This is a genomic window from Cupriavidus sp. HY129, assembly GCF_059492215.1.
Genome location: NZ_CP083254.1, coordinates 3427967 through 3453667 on the forward strand (window position 1 = coordinate 3427967; position 25701 = coordinate 3453667).

A 25701-nucleotide genomic window follows, 5' to 3' on the forward strand; every position below is an offset into this window, starting at 1 on the left:
CGTGGCAGTCAGCGTCTTCGATCTGTTCAAGGTGGGCATTGGCCCGTCCAGTTCGCATACCGTCGGCCCGATGCGCGCCGCCCTGATGTTTGCCCACGGGCTGGAGCGTGACGGGCTGCTGCCGCAGGTGGCCAGTGTGCGCGTGGAGTTGTATGGCTCGCTGGGTGCGACGGGCAAGGGACACGGCACCGACAAGGGCGTGATCCTGGGCCTGATGGGGGAAGCGCCGGACACGGTCGACCCGAACACCATCGACGCCAAGCTCGCCGCGCTGCGCGCGAGCCGCCAGCTCTCGCTGCTCGGCAAGCATACGGTGCCATTCGTAGAACGCGAACACATTGCGTTCTATCGCCGCGAGGCGATGGCCGAGCATCCCAACGGGATGAAATTCCACGCCTACGATGCGGACGGCACCTCACTACGCGAGGCCCGCTATCTGTCCGTGGGTGGTGGCTTCATCGTCACGGCGGGCGCACCCAACACGCAGTTGCAAGCGGCCGAGCGCCAGTTGCCGCATCCGTTCCGCAGCGGACGCGCGATGCTCGACATGGCCCACGCCAGCGGCAAGTCGATTGCCCGGCTCATGCTGGAGAACGAACTCACGTGGCGCTCCGAGCAGGAGGTCATGGACGGCCTGCTCCACATCTGGGACGTGATGCAGCAATGCGTGGCACGCGGTTGCCGCACCGATGGCGAACTGCCCGGGCCATTCAAGGTGCGCCGACGCGCGCCCGAGCTGTATCGCAACCTGACCGAACGCGCCGAGCGCACCCTGTCCGATCCGCTTTCGGTCATGGACTGGGTCAACCTGTACGCAATCGCCGTCAACGAAGAGAACGCGGCGGGTGGCCGCGTGGTCACGGCGCCCACCAATGGCGCGGCGGGCATCATTCCGGCGGTGCTGCACTACTACGACCGCTTCATTCCGGGCGCGAACCCGCAGGGCGCGGTGGATTTCCTGCTGACGGCGGGTGCGATCGGTCTGCTCTACAAGCTCAACGCGTCGATTTCCGGCGCGGAGGTCGGATGCCAGGGTGAAGTCGGCGTGGCCTGTTCGATGGCGGCCGGGGCGCTGGCGGCCGTGCTCGGGGGCACGCCCGAGCAGGTGGAAAACGCCGCCGAGATCGGCATGGAGCACAACCTCGGCCTGACCTGCGACCCCGTGGGTGGACTGGTGCAGATTCCCTGCATCGAACGCAATGCCATGGCGGCGGTCAAGGCGGTCAATGCGGCGCGCATGGCCCTGCGCGGCGACGGCACGCATTACGTCTCGCTCGACTCGGTCATCAAGACCATGCGCGAAACCGGCGCGGACATGAAGACCAAGTACAAGGAAACCGCGCGAGGCGGCCTGGCGGTCAATATCGTGGAGTGCTGAGTCCGGGTGCCTCCGGTTACCCGCGCGGGTTGCAGGTACCGATGGCCGACGTATGATTGAGGCACCTTCGGTTTGCCAAAAACAACACGGCCATGCAGACCTTCCATCAGCTTTTCGACGAAACGTCGTCCACCTACACCTATCTGCTGATCGACGCGGACACCCACGAGGCGGTGCTGATCGATCCCGTGGACCGCCAGTACGAGCGTGACCTCGGCATACTTGCCGACACCGGCGCCAAGCTGGCCTGGGTGGTGGAAACACATGCCCATGCCGACCACATCACGTCGGCCGGGCATCTGGCGCAGCAGACCGGCGCCCACACGGCGGCGCCGTCGGGCTGCGACATCAAGCCCGCGCAGAAGCAACTCATCGACGGCGACACGCTCCGCTTCGGCAATCAGGTGCTACGGGCCATCCATACGCCCGGGCATACCGCGGGCAGCATGAGCTATCTGTGGGAGGAGCCCACCACCGATGGCGTGGTGCGCCGCATCTTCACCGGCGATGCGCTACTGATCGACGGCTGCGGCCGCACCGATTTCCAGTCCGGCGATGCGGGCACGCTGTTCGACAGTCTGACGCAGAAACTCTTCCGCCTGCCCGACGACACACGCGTGTATCCGGCGCATGACTACAAGGGCCGCACGGAGTCCACGATTGGTCAGGAGCGCGCCACCAACAGCCGGGTGGCGGGTCGTACACGCGACGAGTTCATCGTGATGATGCGCGGCCTGAACCTACCCCGGCCAAAGCTGATCGACGTGGCCGTGCCGGCCAATCAGCAGCTCGGTCTGGTCACCGGCCGCGATGGGGAAAGTGTGCCGCACGGCGCGTGAGTTGCGCGCTGCGCGACGTCGGCGCAGCGCCTTGTCTCAGCCCCCCCACTGCTCACAGGTCTGTCGCACCATATCGCGCAGGCTGTGCGCATCGCGATTGGCGGCGCGCACCCAATGCGCGTCGTTGCTGCGACTCGCCGCCAGCGCGCGAATATTCGATAGCGCCTCCAGCGAACCCAATGCTTCCGCATGTGGCTCAAGCGCATCGCAGATTGACAGGATATGGTCGGCGATCGGCATCCGTGTCAGTTCATTCGGATGCACATACTCGCCCTCCAGCCCGAAGCGACACGCCTGGAAGCGGTTGAACGTGTAGACCAGATAGTCGTCTTCCTGAGGCATGAATGGCCGCGACAACAGCAGGTAACGCGCCAGCGCCTGGATATAGGCTGCGATGTCACACGCGCGCTGCACGGTCAGTGGCGTGTCCATGACGCGAACTTCGATCGTGCCGAATTCCGGCTTGGGACGAATGTCCCAATAGAAGTCCTTCATGCTCTCGATCACACCGGTGGCGCGCATCTTGTCGAAATACGCCTTGAAGGCATCCCAGGTCAGCACGAACGGCGCGCGCCCGCTCATCGGGAATGCCGCCACCGAATTCAGGCGGGCCGAAGCAAAACCGGTATCCACACCCTGCACATAGGGCGACGACGCGGCCAGCGCAATGAAGTGCGGGACGTAGCGCCCGATGGCGTGCAGCAGGAACAGCGACTCGTCGGCGCTCGGGCACCCGATATGCACGTGCTGCCCGAACACCGTGAACTGCTTGGCAAGATAGCCGTAGAGTTCGGAGATGTACTGGTAGCGGGGCGAGTCGGAAATCGTGCGATCGGACCATACCTGGAACGGGTGCGTGCCGCCGCCGCAGATGCCGAGGTTCAGCCCGCGTGACGCATTGACCATCAGGTCCCGCATCACGCTCAGCTCCTCGAGCGCCTGTGCGTAGTCGTGGCAGATCCCCGTGCTGATCTCGATCATCGACGGGCTGATCTCCGGCTTGATGTCGCCGGCATGTTGCGCGCCCCTGAGCGCCCGGAGCAGGTCCGGCGCGAACGGCGCGAGGTCATAGTCATGACGATTGACGAGCTGCAGTTCCAGTTCGACACCAAACGTCAGGGCTTCGGAATGCTTGAAGGGTTCGAGCGACATCAGCGCCCTCCGTTGTCACGCGCTTCGCCGACATAATGCAGCGCCCACGCCGCAATGACGGGTCCGAGCAACTGCTCGATCGCCAGCGCACACAGAATGATCGAAGCCAGCGGCGAGCCGGTTCCCGGATACAGCAAGGCGACGTCGTTCATCAAAAGATAGGCGAGTCCCGACATCGGAGCCAGCGCCAGGCCGAGCGCCGTGCACTGGCGCAGACTCAGGCCCGAGAAGGACCCCAGCGATATCACGCCAACGAGCTTGGCAACGTGACGCATCACGACCAGCGCAATGGCCAGCATGCCACCCACCGCCCAGTCATGTGCCGTCAGCGGCAAGCCGAGCGAGACGATCATCACGATGATCAGCAGGCTGCCCGCGCTGCCGAAGTGCGTGGGCCACACATGCGGCTGTCGGTCCTGATGCTTGAAGACCACGCCGGCCAGCATCAGCGAGAGCGGCATCGACAGCTTCAGCACGCGCGTCAGCGCCAGCGCGAACAGGACCAGACCAACCAGCACCAGGAAGCTGTAGTGATCGTCGGCGGACATGCGGGCGTAAATGGCATGGCCAACCTTGCCGACCACCCACGCCAGCAGGCACGAGCCAATCAGCAGGTAAAGCGGATGCAGCAGCGCCGCGCCGATGTTGCCGTATTCGGAATGCAGCCAGCCGGTGGCCACCTGCACGATGACAGCGGCGTAGATGCTGTTCAGGGCCGCCATTGCCATCAGCCGCTCGGTTACCTGACCTTCGGCGCGCAATTCGTTCTTGAGCTGGAGCACGATGGTCGGCGACGTGCTGACCGCGATACCGCCCGCGAGAATCGCCACGGCCGGTGACGCGCCGAGCCACTGCAACACTGTGGACACCAATCCCCAGGTCAGCAGGCTTTCCGCCCCGCTCGTGAACAGCAGCCAGCGGTTCGCGCGCAGCCAGGAAAACGAAAGTCGATGGCCAAGCTCGAACAGCGCCAGCGCGAGCGCCATGTCGATCAGGATGCGCGTCTGCGCGATCATGTTCTCGTCGACGATGCTGCGTCCGAGCGTGCCCGCGAACAACCCCGCGGCCGCATAACCAACGATGCGGGGGAAGCCGAGCCAGCGGCGGCATAGCTCGCCGGCCAGTCCCGCGCCAACCAGCGCGAGCCCGACCCAGAACAATCCGCTCGGGGCCAGTGGCAGGGATGGGAAAAGTTGGCTTAGTCCGTTCATGGTCGACATGGTAACGGAAGCACATGAATTTTCGTGTCGGGTGTTGTCCGACGCTTCTTTTAATGCGCTTGTAACTTTCGGCTTCTGCCATTAAAAAACGCCATCTTCGCAGATGGCGTTTTCCCGGGGTTGGCAAATTCAGAATAGGCTCACACGCCCCAGACCTTCCATTTGGGGCGCGTCGACTTCAGGCCGGCTTCCACCTGCGCGAAAAGGCCCCGGGTGGCACCCTTGTCGCCCTCGAGCGCGCGGGCCTTTTCGAACCAGGCAAGCGCCGTTTCGCGCTGCGCCATGCCTACGGCGGCCCGTACCGCCGTCAGCCAGGTTCGGGCATCCCAGTCGTCCCGCGCGGCGAATGCAAGCTGAAAATCGGTCAGCGCTTCAGGAAAGCGCGCCAGGTCGACTAGCAACGCAGCCCGCTGCACGCGTGCCTGAGCCTGGCCCCGGCCATCGCCCTCGCCCTCGCCAAGCTGCACGGCTTGCTCCAGCAGCGGCAGCGCGCGGTCGTTGTCGCCAAGGTCACGCCAGATCTGGCCGAACCGACTGCATAGCCACGCGTCTTCGACCAGCATCGAGCGGCGCTCCAGCGCTTCGAGTTCGGCGCGCGCATCGGCTCGATCATGTTCGTCCATCGCCGCCATGCCGGACTGGAGCAGCCCGGCATAGTGGGCGCGAGCGTGCGCCATGGCATGGGCGCCCTCGCTGCGCGCTTCCACCGGCAGCGCGTCAAGACGCGCATCCATATGCGAGATGGCCGCGCTGGCAGACTCGGTAGCCTCGCGGCCGCCAATCGCCGCCCAGGCCGCCACCAGACGGCTGAACACCCAGCTCACATTGCCGGGATTGCGTTCCACCGGGTAGCGGTTCATGACCTCGCCGGCCAGGTCGACCACCTGCTGATGCTGGCCTGCCGCCGCGTGGGTGTCGAGCAGGTCGATCCAGTGGTCGATGAAATCGCTCGCCGCCATACCCTTGCGGTGCAACGCCAGCTTTTCCTCCAGATGCGCCTCGTCGGCAGGCAGCAAACGCGCCAGCAGACGGCACAGCAACGAGTAGAGATGAGGATCGGCATTGCCGCCGTGGCCGCGCGGGTCGCCTTCGCCTGTGGAAAAGTACGACTCAAAGCAGGCCAGGCCCTTGCGGCAGGCGGCCTCGAGCAGCGGCCTGAGCGTGGCCTGCGACGCCGGCACCTCGTCGATGAAGGCACCGAGCGCGCTGGCCGCATGGAAATACAGCGCGCCGTCGTCGGCGTCCGCCGTCAGCGCGAAGCCGGTCCATGCCGGTTGCGGCGCAGGCGCATTGGCCGGTGCGGCCGCGTTGATCTGGTTGCGCAAGGTCAACACGCGTACCTGTGTCAGCGGATCGGCCTCCTGACGCAGATAGGTATCCATGTCATCGAGCGCACCCGCCGGATCACTGCCCAGACGCAGTGGCGCGCGCAAACGGCGTGCCTCGGGGTGGTCGGCTTGCTCGGCCAGCACCCGTTCGGCCTGCACGGCAGCGAGCGCATCGCCCTCGGGCGGCGTCAGATCGAGCAGCTCGGGGGAATCCAGCGCGATACGTCCCAGGCAGACGCGCAGCAGCGGCTCCCCCAGTTGCCCGGCGGCATCGCAACGCGCCACGTAGTCCTGCACCAGCGGGAGAATGTCACCCGCGCCAAGGTCCGGCGCGCGATAGAGCAGATCGTGCCAATAACGGCCCGCGAGGGCGAAGTCATTGAGGCGAAGCGCGACGAAGCCGGCATAGAAATGCGCCGCCCACTCGCCAGTGGCCAGCCCGTTGCGGCGCGCCGCTTCATGCATCCACGGCTGCGCCTCGGTATCACGCCCTTCGCGCATCAGCAGCGTGCCGTAGATATGGGCCAGCGCGCCACGTGACGCCCAGCGGTGCACTGGCGCCAGCGACAGCGAAGGCAGGCGTTCCATCGCCTCGTCCAGCGCGGCCAGCGCGCCAGGCACATCGTCGCGATCGGCATGCAGTTGCGCGCGCAGCGCTGCATAGTCCACCACCTCAGGGTGTGCCTCCCAGAGCTGGTCGGCCACCTGCAGCGCCTCGTCGTGGCGCCCGGCATTGGCTAGCGCGATCGCGTGCTCGTAACGGACATCCTGCACGGTCGGTTCCTTCTCAAGAATTCAGCAAAAGCGGAATTATGCGCTAACCGCGGGAATCACCCGGGAAAGAACAGCGGGGGTTTCGGGCTGGTTCCCGCCGCCCAACAAAAAACGCCACCACGGGCCGGGCCCGGGTGGCGTCTGGTACTGCGCGGCGCGCTGGACGGAGGAAAGCCGTCCGGCGCGCCGATGCAGGCTGGCTTACTTGCCGCCCACGGTCTGCAGCACGGTCCACTTGCCGTCAGCCACCTTGTAGACGGTGATGCCGCCGTCCTTCAGGTCGCCGCGGGCATCGTAGGCCAGCGTCTTGGTGGTCACGCCCTGCATGTTGGTCGCAGCCAGCACCGGCAGGTAGCGCGCCGGATCGGCCGAGCCGGCCTTGATCATGGCCGTCATCATCGCGGTGGCGCCGTCATAGGCATACGGCGAGTAGGTCTGCACCTTCGAGCCGAAGCGCTTCTCGTACTTCTTCTCATAGGCCACGCCACCCGGCATCTGGTCCAGCGGCAGGCCGGCCAGCGACACCACGGTGCCATCGGCTGCCGGGCCGGCCAGCTTCAGGAAGTTGTCGGTCTTGGACATTTCGCCCGACACCAGCGGCGCCTTCATGCCCAGTTCCTTCACCTGCTTGGCCATCGGGGCCGACTGCGTCTCGGCGCCGCCGTAGAAGATGATGTCCGGGTTGGCGCGCTTGATGTTGGTCAGCACGGCCTTGAAGTCCACGGCCTTGTCGTTCGTGAACTCGCGGCGGACGATCTTGCCGCCAGCGGCCTTGGCCGCCTTCTCGAACTCGTCGGCCAGACCCTGGCCGTAGGCCGTGCGGTCATCGACGATGGCGATGTTCTTGGCGCCGAGCTTCTTCACCACGAAGGCGCCGATCACCGAACCCTGCTGGGTGTCGGACGTCATCATGCGGAACGTGGTCTTGAAGCCCTGGCGGGTGTACTCAGGCGCCGTGGCCATGGCGATCTGCGGAATGCCAGCGCGGTTGTAGACCATCGACGCCGGGATGCTGGTGCCCGAATTGAAGTGGCCGAGCATGCCCTGGATGCCCGCGTCCACGAGCTTCTGCGCCACGACGGAACCGGTCTTCGGGTCGGCCTGGTCGTCCTCGGAGACCAGCACGAACTTGACGTCCTTGCCGCCAATCTTGGGCTTGGTGGCGTTCATGTCCTCGATGGCGAGGACGATACCGTTCTGCATGTCCTTGCCATACTGCGCCTGGCCACCGGTCATCGGGCCGGCAAAGCCCAGCTTGATTTCCTGCGCCTGGGCAAATGCGGCCGAGGCGGCGGTCAGGCCGGCTACGGCCATGGCAACGGTCATCGCCGTCTTGCGGAATGTCGAGCTCATCAGTTCTCCTTGGGTCCCATAGGGTGCCATATGGTGCCGGTGTCGGCATGTTCGCGGACCGGCGTTGGCAGCACCGGTCCGTTCCTGGGTTGCGACGGGGTCGGGATCGCCGGCCCCCGCCGCGCACTGCGACGCGCCACGGTCGAGGCCTGCCTCAGCCGATCGTCATCAAACTTGCATTGCCGCCCGCGGCCGCCGTATTGACGGACAGCGAACGTTCGATCAACAAACGCTCCAGAGCGATATTCGGTTCACCATGCGCAAGACCCTGCACGCCGACAATCGGACCAGTGCGGGTGGCCACCTGCTCGCAGACCGTGCGAAGCTGGTCGGAATCGCCGTGGTGCAGCACGGCATCGAACGCCGTATCCGTCGACGTCCAGTCGGAAACCATGTGGACGCGCGATTGTACTGCGGCGGGAAGCCTTTCAGACAGGGCCCTGGTCTGCGCTGTGTCAACGCACAACGCCTCGCTGCCGACGGCCAGCACGGCGGCCAGTTGCAGCACCAGATCGGACTCCTGCTGGGCGAGGCAAAGCACACGCTCGCGCGGTAGCAGCGAGTAGGTGTTGCGCTCGCCGGTAGGACCCGGCAGCGTCACACCGAGCCCCGACGGCGATGCCGCGGCAAGGCGGTCGCAGGCCTCGGCAACCTCGGGCAGCGACACCTGCGCCCAGGCCTTCAGCGCGGCCAGTTCGGCCGACGCCGGCGCGGCGGCCACGCCACCGGTCGCATCTGACGCACGCACGGCGCGCGCCACGGCATCCTGCGGGCAGACCGACAGCAGCCGGTGCAGATAGAGTGGCCCCCCCGCCTTCGGCCCCGTGCCGGACAGCCCCTCGCCACCGAATGGCTGCACGCCCACCACGGCGCCGACGACATTCCGGTTCACATAGAGATTGCCCACATCCGCGCGGTCGACGATGTGCGCGATCGTCTCGTCGATCCGCGTGTGGACGCCGAGCGTCAGGCCATACCCGGTGCCATTGATCTGGTCGATCAGCTTGTCCAGCGCGGTACGCGGGAAGCGCACCACATGCAACACCGGACCGAATACCTCCCGCTTCAGCTCCGCGATCGAATCGAGTTCGATCAGCGTCGGCGGCACGAACGTGCCATGGCGGCAGGCCGGCGTGTCCGCCGCGCCCGGGTCGGCCTGGTGCACACGACGGCCCTTGGCCCGCATCGCGTCGATATGGCGCAGGATATTGCCGCGCGCTTCCTCGTCGATCACAGGACCAACGTCAGTGGACAGGCGATCCGGGTTGCCCAGCGTCAATTCACCCATCGCTCCCTTGAGCATCTCCAGGATGCGGTCGGCCACGTCCTCCTGCAGGCACAGCACGCGCAGCGCCGAACAGCGCTGGCCGGCCGAATCGAAGGCCGAAGTCACCACGTCGCCCACCACCTGCTCGGCCAGCGCCGAGGAATCGACGATCATCGCGTTCTGCCCGCCCGTCTCGGCGATCAGCGGAATCGGACGGCCGGCGGCATCGAGACGGCTCGCCACGTTGCGCTGCAGCAGGCGGGCAACTTCGGTCGAGCCGGTGAACATCACGCCCTTGACCCGGGCGTCGCCCACCAGCGCCGCGCCGACGGTTTCGCCCCGGCCCGGCAGCAATTGCACCGCGGCTGCGGGCACGCCAGCGTCGCGCAGCAGGCGCACGGCGGCTGCGGCAATCAGCGGCGTCTGTTCTGCCGGCTTGGCCAGCACCGGATTCCCGGCTGCCAGCGCGGCGGCCACCTGGCCGGTGAAGATCGCCAGCGGGAAATTCCACGGGCTGATGCAGACCACCGGACCAAGGGGGCGATGGGTATCGTTCGAGAACGACGCGCGGACCTGCACCGCGTAGTAGCGCAGGAAGTCGACCGCCTCCCGCACTTCGGCGATGGCGTTCGAAAACGTCTTGCCGGCCTCGCGCATGATGATGCCCATCAGCGACTGCATCTGGGCTTCCATCAGATCGGCGGCGCGTTCCAGCGCGGCGGCACGCACTTCGGGCGGCGTGGCCTGCCAGATCGGCGCTACATTGACGGCGGCCACAAGCGCGGCTTCGATCTCAGCCGGCGTTGCCTCGCTGACCTGCCCCACTACGTCGCGACGATCCGCCGGATTCAGCACCGGCTCGGACGTGGCATCCGTACCCGCCACTGCGGCGCCGAGCAGCGGTTCCGCGCGCGGCGTCTCGCTGGTGCCGGCCAGCAGCGCGGACGACAGCGACGCCAACCGATGTTCGTTCGACAGGTCGATGCCGGCCGAATTGGCGCGCGACTTGCCATACAGCGCGCGCGGCTGCGGGATACGCGGATGCGGCAGGCCAAGCACGCCCTCGGTCTTGTGCATGGTTTCGACCACGGCCACCGGGTCGGCGACGAGATCGTCGAGCGCGATCGTCTCGTCGGCGATCCGGTTCACGAACGAGGTGTTGGCGCCGTTCTCCAGCAGGCGGCGCACCAGGTACGCCAGCAGCGTTTCGTGGGTGCCGACCGGCGCGTAGATCCGGCACGGCCGATTGAACTTGCCGTCCGCCACCGGGCCCACCACCTGGTCGTACAGCGGCTCGCCCATGCCGTGCAGGCACTGGAATTCGTACTGCCCGGGGTAATAGTTCTGGCCGGCGATCTGGTAGATGGCCGACAGCGTGTGGGCGTTGTGGGTGGCGAACTGTGGATAAATCGCGTCGGGCACCGACAGCAGCTTGCGGGCGCAGGCCACATACGACACATCGGTGTAGACCTTGCGCGTGTAGACCGGGTAGCCCTCCAGGCCGTCGACCTGGGCGCGCTTGATCTCGCTATCCCAGTACGCGCCCTTGACCAGGCGGATCATCAGGCGGTGCCGGCTACGGCGCGCCAGGTCGATCAGATAATCGATCACGAATGGGCAGCGCTTCTGATAGCCCTGCACCACGAAGCCGATGCCGTTCCAACCGGCCAGCTCCGGCTCGAAGCAGAGCCGCTCAAGCAGGTCGAGCGAGATTTCCAGGCGATCCGCTTCCTCGGCGTCGATATTGATACCGATGTCGTACTGGCGGGCCAGCATCGTCAGGCTCTTCAGACGACCGTAGAGTTCGGTGATCACGCGCTCGTGCTGCGCGCGGCTATAGCGCGGGTGCAGCGCCGATAGCTTGATCGAGATGCCCGGGCCTTCATAGATGCCGCGGCCGCGCGAAGCCTGCCCGATCGCGTGGATCGCCTGCTCGTAGGACGCCAGGTAGCGCTGGGCATCGGCCTCGGTCATCGCGGCTTCGCCGAGCATGTCATACGAGTAACGGAAGCCCTCTTCCTCGTACTTGCGCGCGTTGGCCAGCGCCTCGGAGATCGTTTCGCCAGTCACGAACTGCTCGCCCATCAGGCGCATCGCCATATCCACGCCCTTGCGGATCAGCGGCTCGCCGCCCTTGCCGATGATGCGCGTCAGCGCCTTCGACAGTCCGGCTTCGGTATGCGTGGCCACCAGCCGGCCGGTCAGCAGCAGGCCCCAGGTAGCAGCGTTGACGAACAGCGACGGGCTCTGCCCCAGATGCGATTGCCAGTTGGCGCCACTGATCTTGTCGCGGATCAGCGCATCGCGCGTGGCCTTGTCGGGGATGCGCAGCAGCGCTTCGGCCAGGCACATCAGCGCCACGCCTTCCTGCGACGACAACGAAAACTCCTGGATCAGCCCCTGCACCAGCCCCTCGCGTCCGCTGCCGACTTTCTGCTCGCGCAGCCGGGCCGCCAGGGCTCGGGCCATCTTGATGGCGGCATCGGCCTGCGCCTGCGGCAGGCGCGCCTGCTCCAGCAGCACCGGCACACATTCGGTTTCCGGACGGCGGTAGGCGGACGTGATGGCCGCGCGCAGGACCGACTGCGGCTGGACGCTCTGCGCAAATTCGAGGAAAGGTTGCGGCGCGGCGTCGGCCTGCGTCGCGTCGCCGGCATCGGCGCCGTCGGTATCTGCAGTGGCGCCGGCGCCAGCTTCATGAGGCAGATGGCCGCGTTCCACCTGCTCCAGGTACGTGAAGATGGCCTGCTTGATCAGCCAGTGCGGGGTGCGGTCGATGGACTGAGCAACGCGCTTCAGGCGTTCGCGCGATGCGTCGTCGAGCTTGACGCCGAGGGTGGTGGTGGCCATGCGATCGGTTCTCCAGCGAATCTTGGAATATCGGTTGGCTGCACCGGCGATACGCGCGTGTGCGTACCCGCCAGATAGCCGGACTGGCGCGATCTTACTCTCGGAGAATTACGAGGTGCAACCTAGTGCAACCCCTAAGCTCGCTTGCGGACAAAAGGTTGCACTTTCGCAACTTTCCGGCGTGGCGACTGCTCCGCTCAAATGCGTAGCGGATCGATTTCCAATTGCCAACGCACCCCTTTGACACGCGTCGCGGCATCATCGAAAGTCCGTACCCACTCACTGACAAACCGTTGTAATAACGGGCGGGAGCCGGCTTCGACGAGCATCTGGGCGCGCTCCTTGTTGAACAGGCGCACCATCGACATCGGCACCGGGTCATGCAGTTGCACTTCGGATGCCAGCGGACTGGCATCCGCGCACGCGCGAGCGGCCTGCAGGAAGGCAAGCGCGCGCTCGAGCTGCGCGTGCTCGGCCGTCACCAGCACCTGGTAGGCATACGGGGGCAACCCGGCCTGCCGGCGCTCTCGCAACTGGCTGGCTGCGAATCCATCATAGTCATGGCGAACCAAAGCCTGCAATGCGGGGGCATCTGGGTAGCGGGTCTGGATCAGCACCTCGCCGCCCAGCCCTGCCCTGCCGGCGCGGCCCGACACCTGCATCAGGGACGCAAACAGGTGCTCGGCCGCGCGGAAATCGTGGCTGAACATGGCGGCATCAGGGTGGACGATGCCCACCAGCGTGACACGCTGGAAGTCGTGCCCCTTGGCCACCATCTGCGTACCCACAAGGATGTCGACCTCGCCGGCATGGACCTCGTCGAGCATGGCCTGCGCACTGCCCTTGCGCCGCGTGGAGTCCGCGTCGATCCGGGCGATGCGTGCCTGTGGAAAACGTGCGGCCAGCGCTTCCTCGATCCGCTGCGTACCCCGGCCGAGCGGCGCGATGTCGACATTGCCGCAGTCGGGGCAATGATGTGGCACGGGCGCCTCGAGCCCGCAATGGTGGCAGCGCAACCGCCGCTCCGGGCGATGCAGCACCAGGTACGCCGAGCATCGCGGGCAGCCCGAGAGCCAGCCGCAACTGTCGCAGGCCAGCACTGGCGCGTAGCCCCGCCGGTTCAGGAACAACAGGCTCTGCTGCCCCCGATCCAGCCGCTGCTGGATGGCATCGAGCAGCGGCACCGACAACCCTTCATAGAGCGTGCGCTGACGCTGGCGTTCATGGTTCAGGTCGATCAGCCTGACCGTGGGCAGCGCGGCATCCGCCTGAGCACGATCCCGCAGCACCAGCTTGCGATAGGCGCCCTGCTCTGCCCGGTACCAGGACTCCATGGACGGCGTGGCCGAGCCGAGCACTACCGGGATACCCAACTGGTTGGCACGCCACACGGCCAAATCGCGTGCAGAGTACCGCAGGCCTTCCTGTTGCTTGTAGGAAGTGTCGTGCTCTTCATCGACCACGATCAGCTTCAGGTTCGGCACGGATGCCATGACGGCCATGCGTGTGCCGAGCACGATACGCGCCTCGCCGCGATGCGCCGCCAGCCACTGGAGGCTGCGTTCCTGATCGGCCAGTCCACTGTGAAGGACGGCCAGTGGCTGGTCAGGAAAGCGCTCGGCGATACGCGCCTGCAGTTGGGGCGTGAGGTTGATCTCAGGGACCAGCATCAGTACCTGGGCGGCTGGGTCCTCGTCCAATCGGGCGGCGATGGCGTGGAGATAGACCTCCGTCTTGCCGCTGCCGGTCACCCCGTGGAGCAGGAAGGCGGCATAGCCTTCGGCGTCGGTGATGGCATCCACGGCCGCACGCTGCTCGTCATGGAGCGTCGGGGCGACAGATGGCAGTTGCGTGGGGGCCGTATCGAGTAGCGGACGGTCCGCATGGGTGCTTTGGATACAGCCGGCGGCCTCCCACTCGGCCAGCCGTGCCGGGGCCGCCGTGCAAATCTCGCGGGCTTCAGCAAGGCGCAGCCCGTCAGGTGCCGCAATCAATGCTTCAGCCAGCGCCCGCACGGTTCGCGCGCGCGACGGCGCTGCCGCCAGCAAGGCTTCTGACTGCGCCGGGTGTACCCGGTACTGCGTGGTTTGTGCGCGGTGTTCCAGCCGTTCCCAGGTCTGCGGATCGCGCAGCGACGGCGGCAGCGCGGGCAGCATCACTTCGCCCAGGCAGCGGTGGTAGTACCGCGCGGCAAAACGCGCGAGGCCGATCCACGCGGCGTTGAGCGGGGGCATCCACGTCAGATGGCCCGTCACCGGCCTCAGGCGGTCTGCGGGTACCTCGGTGTTGTCGGGTCGATCGAGCACGACCCCCATGACATGGCGCTTGCCAAATGGCACGACCACGAGCTCGCCCGGCATCACCGTGGCATCCGCCAGATAGTCGAAGTAGTCGTCAGCGGGGGTATCCAATGCGACGCGCACGAGGCCCGCCGCAGCCTCAGCGGATGCGGGCTGTAACGCAGTATCCACAGGCGCCGCCGCCGATGTCATTGACCAGCTCCAGCGTGGTGCAGTCCGGCTGCGCGATGGTTGTGCATGGCTGGCGTAACAGGATTTTCCGAACGGGTCTGTGTGCGGCGCAACATCAACTTAAAGTAAAACCTGAAATGTGACCCTAAGTCGATGATCCTTGGTGGCTTTTCCAAGGTATCTGTCACGCCTGTGGATAACTTTGTTGAAAAGTCGCGCCGAGTTCCCCGCAAGGCCCATGAATCAAGGCTTTCATCGACCTTACACGGTTCTTAAAGAAAGATTCAAAGCCTTATGAATCAATGGGTTGCAAACACCCCCCAACTGAGTTAAGGGGTTACCCCGTCTTGCGGTGCGGCAAACCTATCGGTGTGCATAAGTCAAGCCTTGACAGCAACCGCCCGGCACCTTTTTGGCGAAATATCGCAAATAGTTTACTTGACAGCTTATCGATAGCGCCGACTGCGACACAGCGGCGCAGTCGGGTCGGCGAATCGCTGCGCCGCGGGGAAAACGCCTGTTTCAGACGGCCGCTGCAACCTGCCCGGCGCGCAGCTTGCGGCTATGGTTGTGCACTTCGTCAACCAGGACCGAAACGTTCTCGGGCGGCGTGAACTGCGAAATGCCGTGGCCGAGGTTGAAGACGTGTCCATCGCTGCCACCGGCGGATGCGTAGGAGTCGAGCACGCCCCGTACCTGTTCGCGGATGGCCGATTCGGACGCGAACAGCACGGTCGGGTCGATATTGCCTTGCAGTGCCACGCGGCCTTCGGTCCGACGGCGGGCTTTCGCCAGGTTCACGGTCCAGTCGAGCCCGATCGCATCCGGGCCAATCCCGGCGATTTCCTCGAGCCAGATGCCGCCGCCTTTGGTGAATACGATCACCGGGATCTGCTGGCCGTCGTGCTCGCGCTTGAGGCCCTGAAGTACCTTGCGCATGTACGCGAGCGAGAAGGCCTGATACATGCCATCCGCCAGCGCGCCGCCCCAGGTGTCGAAAACCATCACGGCCTGGGCCCCGGCTTCGATCTGCGCGTTGAGGTACGCGGACACGGCGGTGGCATTGATGTCGAGAATGCGATGCATCAGGTCGGGCCGGGCGTACATCATCGCCTTGACGGTGCGGAAGTCGTCCGAGCCGCCACCTTCGACCATATAGCAGGCCAGCGTCCACGGGCTGCCCGAGAAGCCGATCAGCGGCACACGCTGACGGCCGTCCTGCACCAACGCCTTGCGGATTTCGCTGACCGCATCGAACACGTACTGCAGCGAGGCCATGTCCGGCACCGCGAGCTTCGCCACGTCGGCTTCCGTGCGCAGCGGATGCGCGAAACGCGGGCCTTCGCCCTGCGCGAACGACAGGCCGAGGCCCATCGCATCGGGTACGGTGAGGATGTCCGAAAAGAGGATCGCGGCGTCGAGCGGATAGCGGTCGAGCGGCTGCAGCGTCACCTCGGTGGCGTAGGCCGGGTTCTTGGCCAGGCCGAGGAAGCTGCCGGCGCGCGCGCGCGTGGCGTTGTACTCGGGCAGGTAGCGACCCGCCTGGCGCATGAGCCAGAGGGGCGTATATTCAGTGGGTTGCCGGCGCAGCGCCCGCAGGAAGGTGTCGTTCTGCAATGCGGTCATGGTCATCCTCGTGAGACCGACATTCTAAGGGATGCCCGCACCCGCAAGCCCCATGGCGAGTGATATCCACACGAATGCTTGCGCTGGATCGGGCCTCAGAGCGTCACCGAGGACCTCATAGGTCGTCGAACACACCTGTGAACGCATCGGCGGCTCGGCGCATCCACTCCCGCGCACGTGGCGCATCCGGTTGCAGACGCGCAAAGCCATGTGTCATACCTGACGCCTCGATCGTGATCACCGGTGCATCGTGGCGCACGAGGAAGTTGGCGTAGGCCAGGCCGTCATCACGCAGCACGTCATTGGCCGCCACAAGCACCACGCTGGCGGGGGGCAACATGGCGGGCGGCGATGCCATCAAATGGATCCGGGGATCGTCCTGCTCGGCGCCCTTGGCTAGTTCTTCGGCGCCGATGAATTGCGTCCAGTACCACGCCATCTCGTCGCGGGTGAGACCAGGCCCGTTCGCGAACGCGCGATAGCTCTCGGTCGTGAGCAATGGCGCGGCCACGGGGTAGATCAGCAACTGCGCCTGGACGATATGCGCACGGCGCTGCTCGTTGACGACCCGGGCCGCTGCCGCAGCCAGATGCGCGCCTGCGCTGTCGCCAGCCACGGCGAGAAAATCTGGATGCACGCCAAGCGACTCGCGCGATGCAGCGAGCCATTGCACGGCTGCCACCGCATCGTCACAAGGGGTTGGAAACGCGTATTCCGGGGCCAGCCTGTAGTCGACACTGGCGACGACGCACTGGGTGTCGGCTGCCAGCAGCGCCGCCACCGTGTGATGCGTTTCCGGCGAGCCGACGACCCAGCCACCACCGTGGAAATAGACAATCAGTCGAGGCTGCTCAACACTGGCGGGCCTGAACAAGCGCACCGTCAACGCCGCGCCGTCCACCGGGATCGCGAGGTCGGTTACGGAGATCTCCTCGGGGTCCGGCAGACGCGAGCGTGCGGCCACATCCTCGAAGCGCGAGCGCCGCGCTGCGGCATCCTCGGGAATGGGTTCGTTGGAGTACAGGTCCGCCATCTGGCGGTAATAGCTGAGTAGCTGGGGGTCGATGGCCATCGGAAACTTCGAAAATCGCTTTGCTAACCGTTTCGAATCGTAACGCTGAATGCGCTGCCGAACACAAAATCGGAAACCCGATTTTTCTTATCCCCCGAATGTGGGGAACACGGCCTATTAATGGGCAGAAAACGTAATGCATTCAAGACACTAGCAAGTCTTCGTTTTTGCACTTCCTGGCGCACATTATGACGGAACACGCGATGAAAACGCTTTCAAGCAAGCCAGAAAGTGTTCAGAACGACGTATCCATACGCGGCCGCCTTTCAACTACTTGCAAAACGATACATTTTGTTACTGCCATGGCCAGAAGTTTCCCCCACAATGCATTGACAGACCGATGCTTGGTGTGAGGCGCCCCCCGCCGCTAAAGCATTGAAAATATGGGGCGCTGAAGAAAGCCCCTCAGGTAGTGACCAGATTTATCCGGACCAGCCCAGCAGATGTTGCTGGTTGATCCGGAAAACCAGGAAGACCGGTGCGCATGTTGCGGAGAGAACACTCCGATGCGCGTGTAAGAGTAGCCTGGACCGTACCCGTTCCTTCGAATTGACCCCTCGAAGGGATTTTCCCGTCCGCGCGGAGCCTCCCCGGCCCGCGCGCTTTTTTTTGTGGTCCAGGCCACGAAATATAGCGCCCGTCAGAAAAAAAAGGCAGCCCGCGGGCTGCCTTTTTTAGTGCCGCGCCAAAAATACAACAGCGCGGCGGTACGACTTAAATGCTTACTTCTTACGACGCAGGCGGGCGATTGCAGCAAGCTGCGCAGCGGCCACGGCCAGTTCGCTCTGGGCACGCGCCAGATCCAGATCGCTGCTCTGATTCTGCAGCAATTCCTCGGCCGCGCGCTTGGCTTCGCTAGCCTTGGCCTCATCCAGATCCGTACCGCGAATCGCGGTATCGGCCAGCACAGTGACGTGCTGGGGCTGCACTTCGAGAATGCCGCCGGCAACGAACACGAACTCTTCGCCGCCGTCTTCCTTCTCGATGCGCACCGCGCCCGGCTGGATGCGGGTAATCAGCGGCGTGTGACCCGGCAGGATACCCAGTTCACCCGACTCGCCCGGCAGCGCCACGAACTTCGCCTGACCGGAGAAGATCGACGCTTCCGCGCTGACGACGTCTACAAGAATGGTTGCCATATTTGATCCTTTCTTCAGAAAGCGTTGGCTTCCCGAAATCAGGAAGCATGTGTCTCGCCCTCATGCTCGCGGCTGCCACGTACACCGGCTGACTTCGCCAGGACAGCCGCAACGGCGCATGAAGGCGAAAGACGCTGCTTACTGAAGCTTCTTGGCCTTCTCGAAGGCTTCGTCGATCGAGCCAACCATGTAGAACGCCTGCTCGGGCAGGTGATCGCACTCGCCATCCACCAGCATCTTGAAACCACGGATGGTTTCCTTCAGCGGCACGTACTTGCCCGGCGAACCCGTGAACACTTCGGCCACGTGGAACGGCTGGGACAGGAAACGCTGGATCTTACGCGCACGCGACACGGAGAGCTTGTCTTCCGGCGACAGTTCGTCCATGCCCAGAATCGCGATGATGTCGCGCAGTTCCTTGTAGCGCTGCAGGGTCTGCTGAACGCGGCGGGCCACTTCGTAGTGTTCCGTACCCACGACTTGCGGATCCAGCTGGCGCGAGGTCGAGTCGAGCGGGTCGACGGCAGGGTAGATACCCAGCGCGGCGATGTCACGCGACAGCACGACGGTCGAGTCCAGGTGCAGGAACGTGGTAGCCGGCGACGGGTCGGTCAAGTCATCCGCAGGCACGTACACGGCCTGGATCGACGTGATCGAGCCAGTCTTGGTCGACGTAATACGCTCCTGCAGCTTGCCCATTTCTTCAGCCAGCGTCGGCTGATAGCCCACGGCGGAAGGCATACGGCCCAGCAGTGCCGACACTTCGGTACCGGCCAGCGTGTAGCGGTAGATGTTGTCGACGAAGAACAGGATGTCACGGCCTTCGTCACGGAAGCGCTCGGCCATCGTCAGGCCGGTCAGCGCCACGCGCAGACGGTTGCCCGGCGGCTCGTTCATCTGGCCGAACACCATGGCCACCTTGTCGAGCACGTTCGAGTCCTTCATTTCGTGGTAGAAGTCGTTCCCTTCACGGGTACGCTCGCCCACGCCGGCAAACACCGACAGACCGCTGTGCTGCTTGGCGATGTTGTTGATGAGTTCCATCATGTTCACGGTCTTGCCCACACCGGCGCCACCGAACAGACCCACCTTACCGCCCTTCGCGAACGGGCATACCAGGTCGATAACCTTGATACCCGTTTCCAGCAGGTCAACCGACGGCGACAGTTCGTCGAACTTCGGTGCCTTCTGGTGAATCGCGCGCTTTTCGTCAGCTTCGATCGGACCAGCTTCGTCGATCGGGCGACCCAGCACGTCCATGATGCGACCCAGCGTGCCGTGGCCAACCGGCACGGAGATGGGGGCACCGGTGCCCTTCACCGACATGCCACGGCGCAGGCCGTCCGACGAGCCCAGGGCAATGGTACGCACCACGCCGTCGCCGAGCTGTTGCTGCACTTCGAAGGTCAGACCCTTCTCGGCGAACGACTTGTCGTTGCCCTCTTCGAGCACGAGTGCGTCGTACACCTTCGGCATTGCGTCGCGCGGGAACTCGATGTCCACCACGGCGCCAATGCACTGCACAATATTTCCGATACTCATTTCGTATCTCCGATAGCTTGAATTCTTGACGCCTTAGACCGCAGCGGCACCGCTGACGATTTCCGACAGTTCCTTCGTAATCGCTGCCTGACGGGTCTTGTTGTAGACCAGTTGCAGTTCGCCGATCACGTTCTTGGCGTTGTCGGATGCAGCCTTCATGGCCACCATACGCGCGGATTGCTCCGACGCCATGTTCTCGGCCACGGCCTGGTACACCAGCGCTTCGACGTAGCGGACGAGCAGCTCTTCCACAACGGTCTGGGCGTCGGGCTCGTAGATGTAATCCCACGAGTAGGCGCGCTTTTCATCTTCGGTCTGGCTCAGCTTGTCCGCTGCCAGCGGCAGCAGTTGCTCGACCATCGGCTCCTGCTTCATCGTGTTGATGAACTTGGTATATGCCAAGTACACCGCGTCGACTTCGCCGTTGGTATAGGCGTCAAGCTGAACCTTGATCGCGCCGATCAGCTTTTCCAGATGCGGGGTGTCACCCAGCTGCACCACATGCGAGACCACCTTGGCGCCGATGCGACCCAGGAACTGCATGCCCTTGGTACCGATGGCGGTCGCTTGCACGTTCACGCCCTGGCCCTGCAGGTCTTTCAGTTCGTTGGTCACCGCGCGCAGCACGTTGGTGTTCAGGCCACCGCACAGACCCTTGTCGGTCGTCACCACGATCATGCCGGCGCGCTTGACGTCGCGTGCCACCATGAACGGATGCTTGAACTCGGGGTTGGCAGAGGCCAGGTGCGCCGCGATATTCCGCACTTTCTCGGCGTAGGGGCGGGCGTTGCGCATCCGTTCCTGCGCCTTGCGCATCTTGGATGCGGCGACCATCTCCATCGCCTTGGTGATCTTGCGCGTGTTTTGCACGCTCTTGATCTTGGTTCGAATCTCTTTCGTTCCGGCCATATCTTCCTCTCCACTTGTGCCGCGCCACGCGCCTTACGGCGCGCCCGGCGCAACACATGGAATCACGCGGTTAGAACGCGGCGGACTTCCTGAAATCCTCGATCGCTGCACGCAGGGCGGCTTCGTCTTCCTTCGACAGATCCTTGGTATCTTCGATGCGGTTGACGAGGTCGGCGAACTTGGTCTTCAGGTGGTCGTGCAGGCCCTTCTCGAACGGCAGAATGTCCTTCACGTCGACGTTGTCGAGGAAGCCGTTGTTGGCGGCATACAGCGACGCGGCGAGCTGCCACACCTGCAGCGGCTGGTATTGCGGCTGCTTGAGCAGTTCGGTCACGCGGCGGCCGCGCTCGAGCTGCTTGCGGGTAGCGTCGTCCAGGTCCGAAGCAAACTGCGCGAACGCAGCCAGTTCACGGTACTGGGCCAAGTCGGTACGGATACCACCGGACAGCTTCTTGACGACCTTGGTCTGCGCTGCACCACCCACACGCGACACCGAAATACCGGCGTTGATAGCGGGGCGGATACCGGCGTTGAACAGGTCGGTTTCCAGGAAGATCTGACCGTCGGTAATCGAGATCACGTTGGTCGGCACGAATGCGGACACGTCACCAGCCTGCGTTTCGATCACGGGCAGCGCGGTCAGCGAACCGGTCTTGCCGGTAACGGCGCCGTTCGTGAACTTGGCCACGTAGTCTTCGTTCACGCGGGCAGCGCGCTCGAGCAGACGCGAGTGCAGGTAGAACACGTCGCCAGGGTAGGCTTCGCGGCCCGGCGGGCGGCGCAGCAGCAGCGACACCTGACGGTAGGCCCAGGCCTGCTTCGTCAGATCGTCATAAACGATCAGCGCGTCTTCACCGCGGTCGCGGAAGTACTCGCCCATCGTGCAGCCGGCGTAGGCAGCCAGGTACTGCATGGCGGCCGAGTCCGAAGCCGTTGCGGCCACGACGATCGTGTACTCCATGGCGCCGTGCTCTTCCAGCTTGCGCACCACGTTGGAGATCGTCGAAGCCTTCTGGCCGATTGCCACGTACACGCAGAAGACGCCCTTGCCCTTCTGGTTGATGATCGAGTCGACGGCCACGGCGGTCTTGCCGGTCTGGCGGTCGCCAATGATCAGCTCACGCTGGCCACGGCCGATCGGCACCATCGCGTCGATCGACTTCAGACCGGTCTGCACCGGCTGGCTCACCGACTGACGCGCGATCACGCCCGGAGCGACCTTCTCGATCACGTCCGTTTCCTTGGCGTTGATCGGGCCCTTGCCGTCGATCGGCTGACCCAGCGTGTTCACCACGCGGCCCAGCAGTTCCTTGCCAACCGGCACTTCCAGAATGCGGCCGGTACATTTGACCGTATCGCCTTCCGAAATGTGTTCGTACTCACCCAGAACCACGGCACCCACCGAGTCGCGCTCGAGGTTCAGTGCCAGGCCGTAGGTGTTACCCGGGAATTCCAGCATCTCGCCCTGCATCACGCCGGACAGGCCGTGCACGCGGCAGATACCATCGGTCACGGAAATTACCGTGCCGGTGTTGCGCACTTCAGCGTCGGCGCCAAGACCCGAGATGCGGGACTTGATCAGCTCGCTGATTTCTGAGGGGTTCAGTTGCATCACAATGCTCCTAATTCTTCAATCCGTCGGCCGTTGCGGTCAGGCGGTCAGCGCGGCTTGCATGGCAGCCAGACGCGAGCGCACGGAGGTGTCGAGCACTTCGTCACCGACCTTGACGCTTACGCCACCGATCAGCGACGGGTCCACCGCCACCTTTGCGTACAGCTTGCGGCCGAACTTGCGTTCGAGTGCGGCGACCAGTTCGTTCGTCTGCGAGGCGTCCAGCGGGAATGCACTGGTGATCTCGACATCGGACGAGCCCTCGCGGGCGTTCTTGAGCGCATGGAACTGTTCGGCGATTTCCGGCAACGCTGTCAGGCGGCTGTTTTCCACCAGCAGCTTCACGAAGCGGCGAGCTTCGTCGTTGACCGGGCTCTTCAGCACCGACAGGAACACTTCCTCGAGCTTGTCGCCGGAAATGTTCGGGTCGGTGGCGAGCGCCTGCATGTCGGGATTGGCGGCAACCTGCCCCATTTCCGACACCAGCTCGGACCATGCACCCAGGTTGCCTGCACCGGCTTCACTGGCGACGCGGAAGAGCGCCTCCGCGTAGGGACGGGCAATGGTTGCGGTTTCAGCCATGATTAGAGCTCAGCCTTGAGTTGATTGAGCAGGTCTGCGTGGACCTGCGCGTTCACTTCACGCTTGAGGATCTGCTCTGCACCCTTCACGGCCAGCACAGCGACCTGGTCGCGCAGCGATTCACGCGCGCGGGTCACTTGCTGTTCTGCTTCGGCCTTGGCCTGAGCGATGATGCGTGCGGCTTCTGCCTGGGCGTTCTGCTTGATCTCGTCGGCAGTCAACTGGGCACGCTTTTCAGCGTCGGCCACACGTTGGGCGCCTTCGGTGCGGGCTTCGGCCATAGCCTGGTCCACACGCTTGTTGGCGAGTTCAAGCTCCGCCTTGCCTTTTTCGGCAGCGGCGAGGCCATCGGCGATCTTCTTTGCGCGTTCGTCGAGCGCCTTCACCAGCGGCGGCCAAATGAATTTGGCAACAACCCACCACAGGATGAAGAACACGACCATCTGCGCAAAAAACGTTGCGTTCAGATTCATGGTGTGTTCCTTTCGGTAATCAAACTACAGATAAATGCACAAGGGCGGCCAGGCCATCGGACTGAGGCCCACGCCGCCCGTCAGCATCATGCAGACCGAAAAGACTTACTGAATGACGGACAGCAGCGGGTTGGCGAAGGCGAACAGCATTGCAACACCCACACCGATCAGGAATGCAGCGTCGATCAGGCCAGCCAGCAGGAACATCTTGGTTTGCAGCGGGTTCATCAGCTCAGGCTGACGTGCGCACGCTTCGATGTACTTGCCACCCATCAGGGCGATACCCAGGCAGGCGCCGATAGCGCCCAGACCGATGATGATGCCGATACCGATAGCGGTCAGACCCTGGATGTTGGCGAGATATGCTTGCATGATGACTCCTTTAATTTAGAGAGACTTAGAACCAAAAAACCAAAAAACCAAAAACCGAAAATCAGTGGTGATCGTGAGCCTGGCCGATATACACCAGCGTCAGCATCATGAAAATGAATGCCTGCAGCAGAACGATCAGGATGTGGAAGATGGCCCAGACGGTACCGGCAACCACATGTCCAACGAAGCCCAGCGCGCTCAGATCAGCACTAAACGTCCAGATGGAACCCAGCAGCGCGATCAGCAGGAACACGAGTTCGCCGGCGTACATGTTGCCGAACAACCGCATGCCGAGCGAAACGGCCTTGGCCAGGAATTCGATGATGTTCAGGATCAGGTTGAACGGGGCCAGATACCACTTGGCGCCGAACGGGGCCGAGAACAGTTCGTGCATGAAGCCGCCCGCGCCCTTGATCTTGAAGCTGTAGTAGATCATCAGCACCAGAACCGAGCACGACATGCCCAGCGTGCCGTTCAGGTCGGCCGTGGCCACTGCGCGGTGGTGCGGAAGATGGATGTGGAAGATGCCCAGCAGACCGTTCAGGCCGGTGACCCAATCCACAGGGATCAAGTCGATCGCGTTCATCATGGTGATCCAGCAGAACACCATCAGCGCGAGCGGAGCGATCCACGAGCGGTCGCCGTGAATGATTCCCTTGGCCTGGTCGTCCACCATCTCGACGATCATTTCCACGAAGGCCTGGAAACGGCCCGGCACGCCGGCCGTCACACGGCGAGCGGCCATGTAGAGGAACAGGATGGCGATCACGCCGCACAGCACCGACCAGAACACAGTGTCGTAGTTCAGGACACTGAAATCGACCACGGAATGCTGCTTGCCGCCGACCGAATTAAAGTTCTGCAAGTGTTCGGCGATATAGCCTGAGGGTGTGAGCACGTGCTCCGCGCCTTGAGTAGCTTCAGCTGACATGTCGAAACGAACCGTATATTGCGAAATCTGACATCGGAAACCCGCCTTCGGCCGACTCCCGGTACACGTCTTGCTTAGCCTTCGGTCACATGACCGGTCACCGCATGGAGCAAGGACGACTAGTTATTCTTGGCAAACCTTAGTCACGCGACACGGCACCGTTGTGACGCATCGCGCTTGAAACCTCTTGATTTCCCCGGGGGTTGCCTCATCTGCAACCAGTGCCCGCACCGCCTAGCGAATTGCGAGCGCCACCCAGTAAGTCTTCAACACCAGCAAGAACGTGACGAGCATCGGTATCCAGCGCAGATCGCGGTACAGCACCACCACCAGCACGAACAGTGCGACGGTACTGAACACCTTGATTGCCTCGCCGGCCACCAGGCCGCCAACCGTCGGCTGCCTGCGCGACATCCACAGGCGCAACGCAAAGAAGCCACTGGGGATCACACACACCATGCCGCCGAGCAAGGCCGACCAGCCCGACGGCGCATGCTCATGCGCGAATATCGCCCAAGCAAGCGCCGACAACAGCGTCACGGCGACCTGTGCCAGTACCACCTTGCCGGGCGTCATGCGCGATGGACGCAACGCACGCTCGCCAAGCAGCTTCACCGCTTCAGCATGTGACAGCGGATCGACAGCTACTTCCTCGCGCTCGGCGCTATCATCCCAATCGTCGTCACGCCACGCGTCTTGCTGGCGCTCATCTCGACGATCGTTTCCGGACGCCTTGCCGGCTTGCGAACGGTCCTGCTGACGGTCTCGAACCACCACCTGCCCTGCCTCATTCCAGGCCGGAACTTTTCAG

General features: G+C 64.0%; 19 protein-coding genes. 2 read left to right on the forward strand and 17 right to left on the reverse strand.

Features of this window, described 5'->3' with window-relative positions:
• Nucleotide 1: 1 nt before the first annotated feature.
• Nucleotides 2-1378: an L-serine ammonia-lyase gene (locus K6G35_RS15805; RefSeq protein ID WP_495675921.1), complete on the forward strand. Its 1377-nt coding sequence runs from the start codon at nt 2-4 to the stop codon at nt 1376-1378.
• Between the two features lie 92 nt (nt 1379-1470).
• A complete protein-coding gene (locus K6G35_RS15810) occupies nt 1471-2217 on the forward strand; it encodes an MBL fold metallo-hydrolase (protein ID WP_008647390.1) in 747 nt (248 codons plus the stop codon).
• A 36-nt stretch (nt 2218-2253) separates the two neighbouring features.
• On the opposite strand, the gene K6G35_RS15815 is transcribed toward K6G35_RS15810, so the two are convergent.
• The 17 genes from K6G35_RS15815 to K6G35_RS15895 all read right to left on the reverse strand — a co-directional run bounded on the left by K6G35_RS15815 (nt 2254) and on the right by K6G35_RS15895 (nt 25667).
• Nucleotides 2254-3369: a YbdK family carboxylate-amine ligase gene (locus K6G35_RS15815; protein WP_008647388.1), complete on the reverse strand. Its 1116-nt coding sequence runs from the start codon at nt 3367-3369 to the stop codon at nt 2254-2256.
• Nucleotides 3369-4589, reverse strand: coding sequence for a cation:proton antiporter (locus K6G35_RS15820; protein WP_008647386.1), 1221 nt, complete (start codon nt 4587-4589; stop codon nt 3369-3371). Before K6G35_RS15820 ends, K6G35_RS15815 begins: the two co-directional genes overlap by 1 nt.
• Before the next feature lie 140 nt (nt 4590-4729).
• On the reverse strand, nt 4730-6691 hold the full coding sequence (locus tag K6G35_RS15825) for a hypothetical protein (RefSeq protein ID WP_035884405.1): 1962 nt from the start codon (nt 6689-6691) through the stop codon (nt 4730-4732).
• A 201-nt stretch (nt 6692-6892) separates the two neighbouring features.
• Complete coding sequence (locus K6G35_RS15830; RefSeq protein WP_008647384.1) at nt 6893-8044, reverse strand: branched-chain amino acid ABC transporter substrate-binding protein; 1152 nt, start codon at nt 8042-8044, stop codon at nt 6893-6895.
• Between the two features lie 154 nt (nt 8045-8198).
• On the reverse strand, nt 8199-12161 hold the full coding sequence (putA, locus tag K6G35_RS15835; protein ID WP_495675922.1) for a trifunctional transcriptional regulator/proline dehydrogenase/L-glutamate gamma-semialdehyde dehydrogenase: 3963 nt from the start codon (nt 12159-12161) through the stop codon (nt 8199-8201).
• 197 nt (nt 12162-12358) lie between these two features.
• Entirely contained in the window at nt 12359-14653 is a 2295-nt protein-coding gene (locus K6G35_RS15840; RefSeq protein ID WP_495675923.1) for a primosomal protein N', read from the reverse strand.
• 501 nt (nt 14654-15154) lie between these two features.
• Entirely contained in the window at nt 15155-16258 is a 1104-nt protein-coding gene (hemE, locus tag K6G35_RS15845; RefSeq protein ID WP_008650152.1) for a uroporphyrinogen decarboxylase, read from the reverse strand.
• Between the two features lie 115 nt (nt 16259-16373).
• Entirely contained in the window at nt 16374-17330 is a 957-nt protein-coding gene (locus tag K6G35_RS15850; protein WP_495675924.1) for an alpha/beta hydrolase, read from the reverse strand.
• Between the two features lie 722 nt (nt 17331-18052).
• Nucleotides 18053-18469, reverse strand: a complete 417-nt coding sequence (locus tag K6G35_RS15855) for a F0F1 ATP synthase subunit epsilon (RefSeq protein ID WP_008650156.1) — start codon at nt 18467-18469, stop codon at nt 18053-18055.
• A 138-nt stretch (nt 18470-18607) separates the two neighbouring features.
• Nucleotides 18608-20011, reverse strand: a complete 1404-nt coding sequence (gene atpD / locus K6G35_RS15860; RefSeq protein ID WP_008650157.1) for a F0F1 ATP synthase subunit beta — start codon at nt 20009-20011, stop codon at nt 18608-18610.
• 33 nt (nt 20012-20044) lie between these two features.
• On the reverse strand, nt 20045-20920 hold the full coding sequence (atpG, locus tag K6G35_RS15865) for a F0F1 ATP synthase subunit gamma (RefSeq protein WP_008650158.1): 876 nt from the start codon (nt 20918-20920) through the stop codon (nt 20045-20047).
• A 70-nt stretch (nt 20921-20990) separates the two neighbouring features.
• On the reverse strand, nt 20991-22532 hold the full coding sequence (atpA, locus tag K6G35_RS15870) for a F0F1 ATP synthase subunit alpha (RefSeq protein WP_008650159.1): 1542 nt from the start codon (nt 22530-22532) through the stop codon (nt 20991-20993).
• Between the two features lie 39 nt (nt 22533-22571).
• Nucleotides 22572-23114 carry a F0F1 ATP synthase subunit delta gene (locus tag K6G35_RS15875; RefSeq protein ID WP_008650160.1) on the reverse strand — a complete coding sequence of 181 codons (543 nt, stop codon included), beginning with the start codon at nt 23112-23114 and terminating at the stop codon, nt 22572-22574.
• 2 nt (nt 23115-23116) lie between these two features.
• Nucleotides 23117-23587: a F0F1 ATP synthase subunit B gene (locus K6G35_RS15880; protein ID WP_008650161.1), complete on the reverse strand. Its 471-nt coding sequence runs from the start codon at nt 23585-23587 to the stop codon at nt 23117-23119.
• A gap of 105 nt (nt 23588-23692) precedes the next feature.
• Nucleotides 23693-23959 (reverse strand): F0F1 ATP synthase subunit C, encoded by a 267-nt coding sequence (atpE, locus tag K6G35_RS15885; protein WP_008650162.1) that lies wholly within the window; start codon nt 23957-23959, stop codon nt 23693-23695.
• A 61-nt stretch (nt 23960-24020) separates the two neighbouring features.
• Complete coding sequence (atpB, locus tag K6G35_RS15890) at nt 24021-24890, reverse strand: F0F1 ATP synthase subunit A (RefSeq protein ID WP_024569221.1); 870 nt, start codon at nt 24888-24890, stop codon at nt 24021-24023.
• 234 nt (nt 24891-25124) lie between these two features.
• On the reverse strand, nt 25125-25667 hold the full coding sequence (locus K6G35_RS15895; protein ID WP_495675925.1) for an ATP synthase subunit I: 543 nt from the start codon (nt 25665-25667) through the stop codon (nt 25125-25127).
• Nucleotides 25668-25701: the final 34 nt, after the last annotated feature.

Excerpts from the sequence above, each read along its gene's own strand:
- K6G35_RS15875 (WP_008650160.1), bottom strand. The coding sequence starts at position 23,114 with ATGGCTGAAACCGCAACCATTGCCCGTCCCTACGCGGAGGCGCTCTTC.
- putA (WP_495675922.1), bottom strand. The coding sequence starts at position 12,161 with ATGGCCACCACCACCCTCGGCGTCAAGCTCGACGACGCATCGCGCGAA.
- K6G35_RS15810 (WP_008647390.1), top strand. The coding sequence starts at position 1,471 with ATGCAGACCTTCCATCAGCTTTTCGACGAAACGTCGTCCACCTACACC.
- K6G35_RS15855 (WP_008650156.1), bottom strand. The coding sequence starts at position 18,469 with ATGGCAACCATTCTTGTAGACGTCGTCAGCGCGGAAGCGTCGATCTTC.
- atpG (WP_008650158.1), bottom strand. The coding sequence starts at position 20,920 with ATGGCCGGAACGAAAGAGATTCGAACCAAGATCAAGAGCGTGCAAAAC.
- atpB (WP_024569221.1), bottom strand. The coding sequence starts at position 24,890 with ATGTCAGCTGAAGCTACTCAAGGCGCGGAGCACGTGCTCACACCCTCA.
- K6G35_RS15850 (WP_495675924.1), bottom strand. The coding sequence starts at position 17,330 with ATGGCCATCGACCCCCAGCTACTCAGCTATTACCGCCAGATGGCGGAC.
- K6G35_RS15840 (WP_495675923.1), bottom strand. The coding sequence starts at position 14,653 with ATGACATCGGCGGCGGCGCCTGTGGATACTGCGTTACAGCCCGCATCC.
- atpD (WP_008650157.1), bottom strand. The coding sequence starts at position 20,011 with ATGAGTATCGGAAATATTGTGCAGTGCATTGGCGCCGTGGTGGACATC.
- atpA (WP_008650159.1), bottom strand. The coding sequence starts at position 22,532 with ATGCAACTGAACCCCTCAGAAATCAGCGAGCTGATCAAGTCCCGCATC.
- K6G35_RS15830 (WP_008647384.1), bottom strand. The coding sequence starts at position 8,044 with ATGAGCTCGACATTCCGCAAGACGGCGATGACCGTTGCCATGGCCGTA.
- K6G35_RS15880 (WP_008650161.1), bottom strand. The coding sequence starts at position 23,587 with ATGAATCTGAACGCAACGTTTTTTGCGCAGATGGTCGTGTTCTTCATC.
- K6G35_RS15820 (WP_008647386.1), bottom strand. The coding sequence starts at position 4,589 with ATGTCGACCATGAACGGACTAAGCCAACTTTTCCCATCCCTGCCACTG.
- atpE (WP_008650162.1), bottom strand. The coding sequence starts at position 23,959 with ATGCAAGCATATCTCGCCAACATCCAGGGTCTGACCGCTATCGGTATC.
- hemE (WP_008650152.1), bottom strand. The coding sequence starts at position 16,258 with ATGACCGCATTGCAGAACGACACCTTCCTGCGGGCGCTGCGCCGGCAA.
- K6G35_RS15815 (WP_008647388.1), bottom strand. The coding sequence starts at position 3,369 with ATGTCGCTCGAACCCTTCAAGCATTCCGAAGCCCTGACGTTTGGTGTC.